The organism is Streptomyces sp. MJM8645, from assembly GCF_001625365.1.
GTDB lineage: Bacteria > Actinomycetota > Actinomycetes > Streptomycetales > Streptomycetaceae > Kitasatospora.
The window spans coordinates 3,120,884-3,133,076 of the sequence record NZ_LJJF01000001.1 but is presented as its reverse complement, the minus strand read 5'-3'; the positions used below and the strand labels follow the sequence as shown (position 1 = coordinate 3,133,076).

Below are 12,193 nucleotides of genomic sequence, written 5' to 3'. Positions count from 1 at the left end.
GGCGGTTACGGCAGCCGCGGCTCGACGGGCGGCTGGGGCAGTCGCTGCTCGAACCAGACGACCTTGCCGGTGCCCAGCCGGGTGGCGCCCCAGCGGTCCGCGCACCGGGCCACTATCTGCAGGCCGCGACCGCGTTCGTCCTCCGGCCCGGTACGGCGCGGCCGCGGCAGCAGCGGGCTGTCGTCGCCGACCTCGCAGCGCAGCCGGGTGGTGCGCACCAGGCTCAGGGTGACCGGGCGGGTCGCGTGCTGGACGGCGTTGGTCACCAGCTCGCTGATCATCAGCTCGGTCGCCTCGCTGAGCTCGCCGAGCCCCCAGCGGCGCAGTGTGTGGGCGGCCAGCCGGCGGGCCCGGCCGGGCGTCTCGTTGCGCGGCTGGAGGTACCAGTGCGCGACGTCCCCGGCCGGGATGCCGTCGAAGCACGCGCCCAGCAGGGCGATGTCGTCGCCGCGGTCGCCGGGCGGCAGGATCCGCAGCGCCTCCTGGCACAACTGTTCGGGGGACTGCCAGCGGGCGGCGGCGATCCGGGCGCGGAGCACCTCCAGGCCGTCGCTGATCGGGCGGCTGCGGGTCTCCACCAGGCCGTCGGTGAACAGCAGCAGGGCCGAGCCGGGCGGGGCGGGCAGCTCGACCGAGTTGAAGTCCACCCCGCCGACCCCGATCGGGGCCCCGGAGTCCAGTTCCACCAACTCGGCGGTGCCGTCCGGCCGGACCAGGACGGGCGGGACGTGCCCGGCGTTGGCCAGTACCACCCGGTTGGCGATCGGGTCGTACACCGCGTACACGCAGGTCGCCAGGTGCTGTTCGCGGCCGAGCCGTTGGGCCTGCTCGTCCAGGTGGTAGAGCACCTCGTGCGGGGGCAGGTCGAGGGCGGCCAGGGTCTGGGCGCTGGTGCGCAGTTGGCCCATGATGGCGGCCGAGGTGAGCGAGTGGCCCATCACGTCGCCGACGATCAGGGCGACCCGGTTGCCGGGCAGTGGCACGGCGTCGTACCAGTCGCCGCCGACCTGCGCGCCGCGCTCGCCCGGCAGGTAGCGCTGGGCGAGGCGCACGCCGTGCGGCTGCGGCAGGCGCAACGGCAGCATGCTGCGCTGGAGTTCGTTGGCTATCTCCCACTCGCGGGCGTACCGCAGGGCGGTGTCCACCGCCAGCCCCGCCTGGGTGGCGAGGTGCGCGGCGGTCGCGGTGTCGGCGGCGTCGAAGGCGGGCCGGCCGGTGCGTTCAGGAGGGCGGCGGATCAGCACCAGCAGGCCGAGCACGGCCTTGCGGCCGCGCAGCGGCAGGGCCAGCACCGACGTGCCCGCGGCCAGCCGGGCCAGCCCGCGGGTGCCGTACAGCTCGCGCAGCAGTGCCTCGGTGCGTTCGGCGCCGGGCGAGCCGAGCACCGCGGACTCGGCGGGGCGGCGGCTCAGCAGGGCGTGCGCGAGCGCCCCGCCGCGGGTCACCGGGGTGGCGGGGCCGGTGTCGGCGGTGGAGCGGGAGCCGTACCGGGAGCGGTGCCGGTCGTCTGCTCCGCTGGGCCGGCCGCGCCGCCCGATCCGGGTGCCGGTGCTGTGGTGGATCCGCAGCTCGTCCGGGAAGCCGGGCTCGCGCTCGACGTTGGGCAGCGGATCGCGCAGGTGGACCACGGCGGCGTCGGCCAGCGTGGGGACGAGCACCCGGCCGATGTTGCGCAGCGTCGCGGACAGGTCGAGCGCGCTGTTGATCCGCCGGGTGGCCAGGTCGAGGTAGCCGAGCCGGCCGGCCACGTCCTCGCGCTCCGGGCGCGCGGTCGGTTGGTGTGCCGGTGCCGGTGCTGGCACCGGTGCTGAAGCTGGTGCCAGGGGCAGGCCGCGCTGGCCCGGGACGGCAGGCGGCTGTCCGCCCTCGGTCTTGAGCTGGTCGCGCACGGCTGCCTGTCCTGGATTCGGTGTGGTCTCTGTGGTGGTCTGCGGTGTCCTGCTGGCGGGCCCTGCTGCCGTCCGGTGGGTCAGCCGACGCGTCGACAGCACAGGAACAGCTGTTCCTCCGGCGGCAGCGTGGTGCTGGCCGGCGCGTACGGATGCCCCGAGCACTCCTCGACGGTGAAGCCCGCCGTGACGAGAACCCGCTCCAGATCCTCCCTCAGGTACCCACTGATCCGCAGCTCTCTGCCAAGGAACGGAAGCGGAACGTGATCCAGATCCGCCTCGACCATACCGAGCGCCAGCAGTCCGCCCGGCCGGAGGAGTTCGCGCAGCCGTGCGAGCACGGTCGGGATCTCGTCCTGCGGCAGCAGGATCAGCGAGAAGAACGCGGTGACGGCGGCGAACCCGTCCTTGCCCAGCGGTCCCAGTCCGGGGGCGTTCCAGACCTGCCCGGCGCGCTCGGTGGCCAGATCGAACAGGTCGATCCGATGGAACTCCGGCGGGTGTTCGCCCGGGAACCGGGCCTGCCGGGCCAGCGAGAGCATCACGTCCGAGAGGTCTATCCCAGTCACCCGCAGCCCGCCCGCGACCAGCTGCCGGACCGTCGGGTCCCCGGTGCCGCAGCCCACGTCCAGCACCCGCGCGCCGGGTTCGAGCTCGGCCAGCAGCTGCCGTCCGCAGGCCAGCTGCCCGTCCTTGGCCGGGAACGCCTCGCCGTACCCGGCACCGATGGTGTCGAAGGCGACGGCTTGCAGGGCACGCGCCGCCCGGCGCCGCCGCACGTCGGGCCCGTCGTCTCCCGCGTCCTCGTCGACGGGGAACGAGTCGGATATCTGTCCGGTCGTCACGATTGAGAGGCACCCTTCCACCCGTGGCCTCCGGCCGGCTGCACGCGGCCGCACGGGAGCGGGATGCCGTCCGCCCCGGCGCCCGTCCTGCCTCGCCGGCCCACACGTTGCCGGCAGACACTCGTGTGTGTACTGGCATCTGAGAATATGCGTGATCTCTGCGCCATGGGGTCCCTTTCCAGCCAACTCGTCATGCTTGGGCCGGTGTGGACGGGGTTGCGGAAGCACGACGGTGCGGGCGGGGGTGGTGCGCGCGGGCTCCGCGCGCCGCATGGCGCGCCGTGGTGGAACGGCTGACCTGCGGTTTCGCCGGGCCGAGGGCCGACCGTCGGGCGTTTATCGAACGTCAATCGCCGGAGTGCAGAGTGGAGTCCAGCGCCGGGGAAGCGTTGAGGGCGCTCCCGCAGCCGGGGGGCTGCGGGGGCGCCGACGCGCACAACGGGGGTAGGGGCTCTGCCGGGGGGCGGAGACCTACGGCGCTGGGGAAGATGGGGGAGGCTCGGTGTGCTGTTGGGAAATGAGGTCCGCCACGGGGGAGGCCTCCGGCACACCGAGCCGCGTGAAGATCGCGTGCGCCTCGCGCAGGCAGGCGAGCGCGCGGGCGGGCTGCGCCAGCGCCAGTAGCGCCTCGCCGAGGGTGGCGTTCGCGAGGCCCTGGCAGTAGGCGGCGTCCAGTTCCTGGGCGATCACGAGCGACTCGCCGGCCGCCTCGGCCGCCTCGGCGTGCTGTCCGGCGGCGAGCAGGGCGGAGGCCAGGCGGGCGAGGGTGTAGCCCTCCCAGAGTGGATTCTGCTGGGCCTGGAACAGCTGGTGGGCCTCTCGCAGGTAGCCCACCGCCGCCCTCGGCTCGTCGGTGGAGGCGAGCACCACACCGGTCTGGTACAGGGTGTCGGCGAGGCAGGGGCCGTTGCTCGACGTCCGGGCCGTCGCCACCGCCTCGATGACCGAGCGGACAGCGGTCTCGGTGTCTCCCAGCTTGAGCTGTGCCCGCGCCATGTTGCCGAGCAGCCGGGCTTCGTTGATCGGAACGCGGACCACCCGGCTGATGCCCAGGGCCTGCTCGAAGAGCGGGATGGCCTCGGCGGGGCGGTTCGTCAGGCTGAGGATGATCCCCAGGTCGTTGCTCGCCGCCGACCGCAGGATCGTCATGTCGTCGGAGCGCTGAAGGCTCAGGCTCTTGCGGAGCGACTGTTCGGCGCCCTGGAAGTCATTGGTGATCGACTGCAGCGTGCCGAAGGCGAAGTGCACCCGGGCCAGGGCGGCAGCGTCTCCGTAGGCGGCGGCGTTGCGCTCGGCGGTCACCAGGAACCGGCGCATCCGGGAGCCGTGCGTGGGATCCGTGACCAGGCTGTTCAGGACGATCAGCAGGTCGACGGCCGGGCGCAGCACGAAGTCCGGTCCTCGCACGGCCGCCTCGACGGCGCTGAGCAGGAAGGTGATCTCCGTCCGCAGCCACTGCCGGGCGTCCTGGCTCGTCGGCAGGTCCAGGCCTGACGAGCCCAGGGGGTTGAGCGGTTCCGGGAGCTGGTCGTCGGGCTCGATCACCTGGGCCGCGTTGCGGACGGTCGGGATCAGCAGGTCGAGCAGGCGCAGCACCGCCCGCTCCTGCTCCGTGGTGTCGCCGATCCGCTCGTTCTGCCGCTGGGCGTAGAGCCGGAGCAGGTCGTGGTAGCGGTAGCGGCCGGGGGTGAAGCACTCCAGCATGTTCGCCTCGACCAGCGCTTCGGCGAGGTCCTCGGCGGTGTACTCGTTCGCGCCGAGCAGCGCCGCGGCGGCGGGCAGCGGGATGTCGGGGGAGTCGATCAGGGCGAGCAGCCGAAAGGCGCGGGCCTCGTCCGCCGAGAGCTGGCCGTAGCCGAGTCCGATGGTGGTCTCCACGGCGAGGTTGCCGAGTTGGAGTTCGTCCAGTCGCCGCCGCTGGTCGGCTAACCGTCTGGCCAGGTCGGAGACGCTCCAGCGCGGACGGCTGGCCAGCCGGGCGGCGGCGATGCGGACGGCGAGCGGCAGGAACCCGCAGGCGGTGACCACCTGCATGGCCGCCTCCGGTTCGGCGGCGACCCGCTGCTCGCCGACGATGGCCGAGAACAGCGCCAGCGCTTCGTTCGGGGTCAGCTCCTCGACGTCGAACAATTGCGCACCCGGGATGCCGGCCAGCCGGGAGCGGCTGGTGGCGAGCACGGCGCAGCCGGAGACGCCGGGGATCAGCGGCCGGATCTGCTCGGCGTCGCGCGCGTTGTCGAGCAGGATGAGCATCCGCCGGCTGGCGAGCAGCGACCGGTAGAGGGCGGCGCGCTGTTCGAGGGAGTCGGGGCTGTCGGTGACGCCGAGCGCGTGCAGGAAGTCGCCCAGGACGGCCACCGGGTCGGCCGGCGAGGTGCCGGCGCCGCGCAGGTCGACGTACAGCTGCCCGTCCGGGAACTCGCCGCGGACGCGGTGGGCGACGTGGACGGCGAGGGTGGTCTTCCCGACCCCGCCGATACCGGCCAGTGAAGTCACCACCACGGCCTGGCCGGTGGCGTTCATCAGGACCGTCGAGAGGTCGCTCACCAGGTCGGTGCGGCCACTGAAGTCCGATACGTCGGCCGGGAGTTGGGCGGGCGCCGGGGGAGCGGCCGGACCGTCCTCGCGGCTCACCGGGGCCGGTACGGCCGGGAGGGCGAGCGTCGGGTCCGCCGCCAGGATGCGGGCGTGCATCGCGGACAGGCCGGCACCGGGTTCGACCCCGAGTTCCTCGATCAGCAGCTTGCGGGTGTCGGTGTAGACGCCGAGCGCCTCGGCCTGGCGCCCGCAGCGGTACAGCGCCAGCATCAGCAGCTCGCTCAGGCGCTCGCGCAGCGGGTGTTCGGCCGTCAGGCTGTTCAGCTCGCCGACGATCTCGGCGTGCAGGCCGATGTCGAGGGCGACGGCGCACAGCTCCTCGGCGGCGGCCACCTGTCGTTCGGCGAGCCGCAGCCGCTGGGTGTCGGCGTAGGGGCCGGGGATGCCGGTGAGCGGCCGGCCGCTGAACAGGTCCAGCGCCCGTGCCAGCAGCCGGTGCGCCTCGTGCTTGTCGCCCGCGGCCCGGGCGGCCGCGGCCTCGGCGGAGAGCCGTTCGAAGACCGTCAGGTCGAGGGCCTCGCCCGGGATGCGCAGCGCGTAGCCGTCGGCGACCGAGATCAGCAGCTCGGAGGGCCGGCGCACCTCCCGCCGGGGCTCGATGACGGAGCGCAGGCGGGAGACGTAGGTGCGCAGCGCCGCCACCGCCTGGGCCGGGTGTCGCTCGCCCCAGAGCGCGTCGACCAGGTCCTGTGTGGTGACCGGGCGTCCGGAATGCAGCAGAAGGGTGGTCAGAACTGCCTGTTGCTGGGGGGATCCGAGGGAAAGGGGCTTGCCGTCGAGCCAGGCCTGGACCGGACCGAGGACTTGGAAGCGCAGCGCAGAGGTCTGCGGCGTCTCCCGAAACTCCATGAAAGTCCCCCGATGGCCTGTGGTGTCGATTCCGTGAAAGGGCGCTCGGCGGTCCGCCGTGGTGCTTCAGCTTAGGCGGACGCCCGACTCTGCCGGACGGCAGCGCAAGCCGCACGGTGTTTATCGGACATTTAATCAACCCTACGATACTGTCCGCACGCCCGTGCCACGGAGGTCGGGCGAGACACATTTGATGACCGAAAGGCGGCCGCCCAATGGCCAACGACCAGAGCGAGACCCCGGTGGCGTCGGCGCCCGAGAACGCGGCGACGACGGATGCCCCGGCCGTCGCTGTGGAGGCGGGCAAGGCTGTCGAGGACGCGGTGGCCGCGTCCTCGAACACGACCGAGTACACCGCGCCGTCCGACGCGCAGAAGGCGGCGATCGAGAACGACCTGTTCGGGGACGAGGCCGCGCACGTGGTGGAGCCCGTCGCGCCGGCCACGGGCGGGCCGGGCAAGCGGTACGAGCCGGAAGGCATGATCTCCGGCCACCCGTAAGCCGGTCCGGCCGTAGGCCCCGTGCCCCTCGTGTCCCGGTCCGGGCACGGGGGCGCTGTGGGTTTTGGGCGTGCCCCATTCGGCACCGGTGCCCGCCCGGTGGCCGAATCCAGCCCGTGGTGCACTCATGGTGACCGGCGATATCCGTAACGTGCCCGACGGTGGGTGCGGGGCGTTCCGGAATTCCGGATTCACTCGGGGGGATTGCGGGTGGGAATGCTGCTGTTTGCGTGCTTTTTGCCGCAATTAGCGCGGAAGATCGTATTCGGCTGAATCGCGGGGCCCGGGAACGGGCGAGACCCGTCCGGGTTCGGCGGTCCATTCGAGGCCGCCGCCCTCGGGGCGCAGGTAGTGCTCCCCGCCGATGGTGTCCATGTAGATGCCGGTGCGTCCGGTCCTCCGGTCGAGGACGAGTTCACCCACGTGCGGCCGGTAGGCCGCGGAGTCGCGCTGACGGGTGCTCACCGCACTGCTCCTCGCTGTTCTGGTGCGGGTGCGGCGCCGGGTGGGGGCCGCGCCCTGGTCGCTGTCCGTGTGTGTGGTGCTCGGCGACTACCCAGCATCTCTAGAGAAGCTAATATCTCTAGAGATGTCAACAGTCGTAGCCGCTTACCGTCCGCCGCGGTCGCGCCTACGATTTGTCCGAGGGAGAGGGAGCGGCGATGACCGGCAGCAGTGGCGACAAACAGCCCAAGTACCAACGGATCGCCGACACGCTGAAGGCGGCCATCGACGACGGCCGGTACCGCGCGGGTGACCGGCTGCCGGGCGAGAACGACCTCATGGACGAGTACGGTGTGGCCCGGATGACCGCCCGCCAGGCGCTCGGCGTGCTGCAGAGCGAGGGCATCGCCGAGGCGCGCCGGGGCGCGGGGGTCTTCGTCCGGGACTTCCGGCCGCTGCGCCGGCGCGGGATCCAGCGGCTGGCGCAGGGGCAGTGGGGCTCGGGCCGGTCGATATGGTCGGCGGACATCGACAACCGCCTGCTGGTGGTCGACCAGGTGTCCGTCACCGAACGGGGCGCGCCGGAGCACGTCGCCCGGGTGCTGGGAGTGGATCCGGGCGCGTCGATGTGCGTACGGCACCGCCGCTTCGTGCTGGACGGCAAGCCGGTGCTGCTGTCGACCTCCTACCTGCCGGCCGGCCTGGTCGCCGGCACGGCCATCACCCGCGAGGACACCGGTCCGGGCGGCACCTACGCCCGGCTGGCCGAGATCGGCGCGAAGCCCGTCCACTTCCGCGAGGAGGTCCGCTCCCGGATGCCCGGCGCGGAGGAGGCGGCCCGCCTGGAGCTGTCGGCGGGCACCCCGGTCATCCTGATCTGCCGCACCGCCTTCGCCGACGAGGGCCAGGTCGTCGAGCTCAACGAGATGATCCTCGACGCCGCCTCCTACGTCCTGGAGTACGACTTCGACGCGTGAGCACGCGCAACGCGGCCGCCCCGGTCGCGACGAACGCGGCCGGGGCGGGGTGCGTCGCTACTGGTAGTGGTAGCGGGCCTTGAGGATCATCACTTCCTTCTCGTCGGCCCGGTACACCAGGCGGTGCTCGTCGTCCGTCCGGCGTGACCAGTAGCCGGCCAGGTCGCCCTTCAGTGGCTCGGGCTTGCCGATCCCGCTGAAGGGGTCGCGCTGGATCTCGCCGACCAGGCGGGTGATCCGCTGGGCCATCTTCCGGTTCGATCCGAGCCAGAACAGGAAGTCCTCCCAGGCGTCCGGGTCGAAGTGGACACTCCTCACACCTCACCCGCCAGGGCTTCCAACTCCTCCAGGGTCCTGGTGACGCCGGGGTGGCCGGCCTTGTCGCGGGCGACGGCCGCCATGAGCCGCTGGGCGTTGGCGGGAGAGCGCAGGAGATAGATCGTCTCCTGCCACGCGTCGTAGTCCTCGGCCGACATGAGGACCGCGTCCCCGCTTCTGGAGGTGATCCTTATCGGGGCGTGGTCGTCATTGACCTTCTTGATCAACGGGAAGAGCTGGGTGCGTGCCTCGCTCGCACTGATCGCCATCGCCATGCCCTCCATGTTCGTACCGGTTCTCGGTACCGCCATGGTACGAGTCCTGAGTACCACCTGCCAGTGTATTGCGTCCATGCAGAACCGCCCCGGTCGCGACGAACGCGGCCGGGGCGGTTGAGGAGGCGGGGGCGGCTGGGGAGGCCGGGGCGGTTACTCCTTGGAGCGGACCCGGAGGCTGGTGATCAGCGGGCCCTCGGTGGTCTCGCGGAAGAAGTCGTTGCCCTTGTCGTCGACCACGATGAAGGCCGGGAAGTCCTCGACCTCGATGCGCCAGACGGCCTCCATGCCGAGCTCGGCGTACTCCAGGACCTCGACCTTCTTGATGCAGTCCTGGGCGAGGCGGGCGGCCGGGCCGCCGATGGAGCCGAGGTAGAAGCCGCCGTGGGCGGCGCAGGCGTCGGTGACCTGCTTGCTGCGGTTGCCCTTGGCGAGCATGACCATGGAGCCGCCGGCGGCCTGGAACTGGTCGACGTAGGAGTCCATCCGGCCGGCGGTGGTGGGGCCGAAGGAGCCGGAGGCGTAGCCCTCGGGGGTCTTGGCCGGGCCGGCGTAGTAGACGGGGTGGTCCTGGAGGTACTTGGGCATGCCCTCGCCGGCGTCCAGGCGTTCCTTGATCTTGGCGTGGGCGATGTCGCGGGCGACGACCAGGGTGCCGGTGAGCGAGAGCCGGGTCTTGACCGGGTACTTGGACAGCTCGGCGCGGATCGCGGACATCGGCTGGTCGAGGTCGACGCGCACGACGTCGTCGTCCAGGTGCTCGTCGGTGGTGTCCGGCAGGTACTTGGCCGGGTCGGTCTCCAGCTGCTCCAGGAAGACGCCCTCGGCGGTGATCTTGCCGAGCGCCTGGCGGTCGGCGGAGCAGGAGACGGCCATGGCGACCGGCAGCGAGGCGCCGTGGCGCGGCAGGCGGACGACCCGCACGTCGTGGCAGAAGTACTTGCCGCCGAACTGGGCGCCGATGCCGATCTTCTGGGTCAGCTCGGTGACCTTCGCCTCCAGCTCCAGGTCGCGGAAGCCGTGGCCGGTCTTGGCGTCGCCGGAGGTCGGCAGGTTGTCCAGGTAGTGCGCGGAGGCGTACTTGGCGGTCTTGAGCGCGAACTCGGCGCTGGTGCCGCCGATCACGATCGCCAGGTGGTACGGCGGGCAGGCGGCGGTGCCGAGGGAGCGGATCTTCTGCTCCAGGAACGAGAGCATGCTCGCCTCGTTCAGGATGGCCTTGGTCTCCTGGTACAGGTACGACTTGTTGGCGGAGCCGCCGCCCTTGGCCATGAAGAGGAACTTGTACGCGCCGCCGTCGGTGGCGTACAGCTCGATCTGGGCCGGCAGGTTGTTGCCGGTGTTCTTCTCGTCCCACATGGTCACCGGGGCCATCTGGGAGTAGCGCAGGTTGAGCTTGGTGTACGCGTCGAAGACGCCGCGCGCGATGGCCGACTCGTCGCCGCCCTCGGTGAGCACGTTCTGGCCGCGCTTGCCCATGACGATGGCGGTGCCGGTGTCCTGGCACATCGGTAGGATGCCGCCGGCCGAGATGTTGACGTTCTTCAGCAGGTCGAGCGCGACGAAGCGGTCGTTCGGGCTGGCCTCCGGGTCGTCCAGGATGCGGCGCAGCTGGGCGAGGTGGGCGGGGCGCAGGTAGTGCGAGATGTCGTGCATCGCCTCGGCGGTGAGCAGCCGCAGCGCCTCGGGCTCGACCTGGAGGAAGGTGCGACCGCCGGCCTCGAAGGTGGAGACACCCTCGGAGGTCAGCTTGCGGTACGGGGTCGGGTCAGCGCCCAGGGGGAGCAGGTCGCTGTACTCGAAGTCTGGCGTGGGAGCCATGGGGGCGGTCCTTAGGTTTCCAGTGGTCCGGCTGCGTCGGCGAAGCACCCTCAAGGGTAGGACCCGGCTCCGCGTCGCACGCGGACAGGGCAGCCTGCGTGACCGGGCTCACTCGGGCGCACGTACGAGCGACTAGTCTTGGGCCGTGGACAACTCGCCGTCGCAGGACGATCCGGGGCAGCCGTCCGTGCCGGCGCCCGTACCGATGACCAAGCCCGAGACCCGGCCCGAGCCGCAGCCGCAACTCCGGCCGCTGCCGGAGCAGAAGACCCAGCCGTCGCACGCCCCGGTGGCGCAGGCGGAGATGCGGGTGTCGGACGCCGACCGCGAGCGGATCGCGGAACTGCTGCGGGACGCCTACGCCGAGGGCCGGCTGGACGCGGACGAGCACGCGGACCGGATCGGGGCCGCGTACGCCGCCAAGACCTTCGGCGATCTGGTGCCGCTGACCAGGGACCTGCCGGGCCACCGGCCGCTGTCGTTCGAGAAGCCGCCGCTGGAGGCCCCGGCGCCGCGTGCGGTGACGCCGGCGCTGCCGCCCGCGCGCCAGGAGTCGCCGTCGATGGTGGCGATCTTCGGCGGCTCGTCCCGCAAGGGCCGCTGGCGGGTGGGGTCGCACCTGAAGGCGTTCGCGGCGTTCGGCGGGGTGGAGATCGACCTGACCGACGCCGTGTTCGAGTCGCCCGAGGTGGAGATCGAGGTGACGGCGCTGTTCGGCGGCGTCGAGATCCGGGTGCCGGAGAACGTGAGCCTGCACGGCGGTGGCGTCGGCATCTTCGGCGGATTCGACGTCAAGGAGCAGACGGCGGCGGACCCGTACGCGCCGGTGGTCCGGGTCAAGGGCGTCGCGGTGTTCGGCGGTTGCGAGGCCAAGCCGCGCCGGGGCAAGAAGCTCAAGGAGTGGGTGCGCAAGCAACTCGGCACCGAGTAGCCGGGGTTGGCGGGTCGAACGCCTGGCCGGGGATCAACTCTCGGCCGGGCGTTCTGCGTTGTCTCCGGTGCGCTCCGTAGTCGATTGCGTGCAGTGTGCATGAATCGCGGGCGGGCGGGGTAGTTCCTTCCGCACATCGCTTCTTGTACGGCTGCGCACCGGAGGCGGCCCAGCGGCCGACTCGGGGTTGGACAGCGGGGGCTCGCAGCCGGGCAGGGGAGCGAGCTTCCCCGTGTCCGAGAGTCTCGTCAGGAGTACGGCCGTGCTGCATCCGATCGAGTCCCGCACCACCTCGCCCGTCGCCGCCGCGCAGTTGCTGGAGCGCAGTCCGCAGCCGCACCCCCCGGGCGGCCAGGGCTCCCAGACCGTCGCCCAGGGCGCGTCCTCGGGCGAGGACAGCCCCTGGCACACCGGCGCGGCCTGCCGGCGGGACGAGGTGGGGCTGTTCTTCGCGCCCTCGAAGGAGCCGACGGCGGCCCGGTTGTCGCGCGAGGAGCAGGCGAAGCAGGTGTGCGCCCGGTGTCCGGTGCTGCTGGAGTGCCGCGAGCACGCGCTGGCGCAGCCGGAGCCGTACGGGGTCTGGGGCGGGCTGACGGCCGCCGAGCGGCGGGTGGTGCTGGCCCGGCGCCGCCGCCGGGAGTCGGAGCTGCGCGAGGCGACCAGGGTGGTCGCGGGGCAGCGGCGGATAGCGGGCTGACGGGGCTCCGGGTGTGCCCCGGGCCGGACGCGCCGCGGCCTCGGCGGAG

At 72.2% G+C, this 12,193-nt stretch carries 11 protein-coding genes; 4 read left to right on the top strand and 7 right to left on the bottom strand.

Annotation, left to right across the window (positions count from 1 at the left end):
• Positions 1–5 precede the first annotated feature (5 nt).
• The 3 genes from A6F73_RS13265 to A6F73_RS13255 form a co-directional block, all read right to left on the bottom strand.
• Positions 6–1,889 (bottom strand): ATP-binding SpoIIE family protein phosphatase, encoded by a 1,884-nt coding sequence (locus A6F73_RS13265; protein ID WP_063347987.1) that lies wholly within the window; start codon positions 1,887–1,889, stop codon positions 6–8.
• A gap of 80 nt (positions 1,890–1,969) precedes the next feature.
• Positions 1,970–2,734 (bottom strand): class I SAM-dependent methyltransferase, encoded by a 765-nt coding sequence (locus A6F73_RS13260; RefSeq protein ID WP_079135650.1) that lies wholly within the window; start codon positions 2,732–2,734, stop codon positions 1,970–1,972.
• A gap of 471 nt (positions 2,735–3,205) precedes the next feature.
• Positions 3,206–6,181 carry a BTAD domain-containing putative transcriptional regulator gene (locus tag A6F73_RS13255; protein ID WP_079135649.1) on the bottom strand — a complete coding sequence of 992 codons (2,976 nt, stop codon included), beginning with the start codon at positions 6,179–6,181 and terminating at the stop codon, positions 3,206–3,208.
• A gap of 215 nt (positions 6,182–6,396) precedes the next feature.
• Here A6F73_RS13255 and A6F73_RS13250 point away from each other — a divergent pair, with 215 nt between their 5' ends.
• The gene (locus A6F73_RS13250; RefSeq protein ID WP_063347985.1) at positions 6,397–6,681 is read left to right on the top strand and encodes a hypothetical protein; all 285 of its coding nucleotides are present in this window, start codon (positions 6,397–6,399) and stop codon (positions 6,679–6,681) included.
• A 246-nt stretch (positions 6,682–6,927) separates the two neighbouring features.
• Here the strand turns inward: A6F73_RS13250 and A6F73_RS13245 are convergent, their stop codons facing one another.
• Positions 6,928–7,146: a hypothetical protein gene (locus tag A6F73_RS13245; protein WP_063347984.1), complete on the bottom strand. Its 219-nt coding sequence runs from the start codon at positions 7,144–7,146 to the stop codon at positions 6,928–6,930.
• Positions 7,147–7,343: 197 nt separating this feature from the next.
• Between A6F73_RS13245 and A6F73_RS13240 the strand changes: the two genes are divergently transcribed.
• The gene (locus A6F73_RS13240) at positions 7,344–8,102 is read left to right on the top strand and encodes a GntR family transcriptional regulator (RefSeq protein ID WP_063347983.1); all 759 of its coding nucleotides are present in this window, start codon (positions 7,344–7,346) and stop codon (positions 8,100–8,102) included.
• A gap of 57 nt (positions 8,103–8,159) precedes the next feature.
• On the opposite strand, the gene A6F73_RS13235 is transcribed toward A6F73_RS13240, so the two are convergent.
• From A6F73_RS13235 to A6F73_RS13225, 3 genes are all read right to left on the bottom strand, one after another.
• On the bottom strand, positions 8,160–8,420 hold the full coding sequence (locus A6F73_RS13235) for a Txe/YoeB family addiction module toxin (protein ID WP_063347982.1): 261 nt from the start codon (positions 8,418–8,420) through the stop codon (positions 8,160–8,162).
• Positions 8,417–8,689: a type II toxin-antitoxin system prevent-host-death family antitoxin gene (locus A6F73_RS13230; protein ID WP_063351171.1), complete on the bottom strand. Its 273-nt coding sequence runs from the start codon at positions 8,687–8,689 to the stop codon at positions 8,417–8,419. Before A6F73_RS13230 ends, A6F73_RS13235 begins: the two co-directional genes overlap by 4 nt.
• A gap of 159 nt (positions 8,690–8,848) precedes the next feature.
• On the bottom strand, positions 8,849–10,516 hold the full coding sequence (locus A6F73_RS13225) for a fumarate hydratase (protein WP_063347981.1): 1,668 nt from the start codon (positions 10,514–10,516) through the stop codon (positions 8,849–8,851).
• Between the two features lie 145 nt (positions 10,517–10,661).
• Here A6F73_RS13225 and A6F73_RS13220 point away from each other — a divergent pair, with 145 nt between their 5' ends.
• A complete protein-coding gene (locus A6F73_RS13220) occupies positions 10,662–11,447 on the top strand; it encodes a DUF1707 domain-containing protein (protein ID WP_244293381.1) in 786 nt (261 codons plus the stop codon).
• Positions 11,448–11,763: 316 nt separating this feature from the next.
• Positions 11,764–12,144 carry a WhiB family transcriptional regulator gene (locus A6F73_RS13215; RefSeq protein WP_063351170.1) on the top strand — a complete coding sequence of 127 codons (381 nt, stop codon included), beginning with the start codon at positions 11,764–11,766 and terminating at the stop codon, positions 12,142–12,144.
• Positions 12,145–12,193: the final 49 nt, after the last annotated feature.

Bases quoted from the DNA above. Each gene is read 5' to 3' on its own strand.
- A6F73_RS13255 (WP_079135649.1), bottom strand. From the start codon at position 6,181: ATGGAGTTTCGGGAGACGCCGCAGACCTCTGCGCTGCGCTTCCAAGTC.
- A6F73_RS13250 (WP_063347985.1), top strand. From the start codon at position 6,397: ATGGCCAACGACCAGAGCGAGACCCCGGTGGCGTCGGCGCCCGAGAAC.
- A6F73_RS13240 (WP_063347983.1), top strand. From the start codon at position 7,344: ATGACCGGCAGCAGTGGCGACAAACAGCCCAAGTACCAACGGATCGCC.
- A6F73_RS13230 (WP_063351171.1), bottom strand. From the start codon at position 8,689: ATGGCGATCAGTGCGAGCGAGGCACGCACCCAGCTCTTCCCGTTGATC.
- A6F73_RS13225 (WP_063347981.1), bottom strand. From the start codon at position 10,516: ATGGCTCCCACGCCAGACTTCGAGTACAGCGACCTGCTCCCCCTGGGC.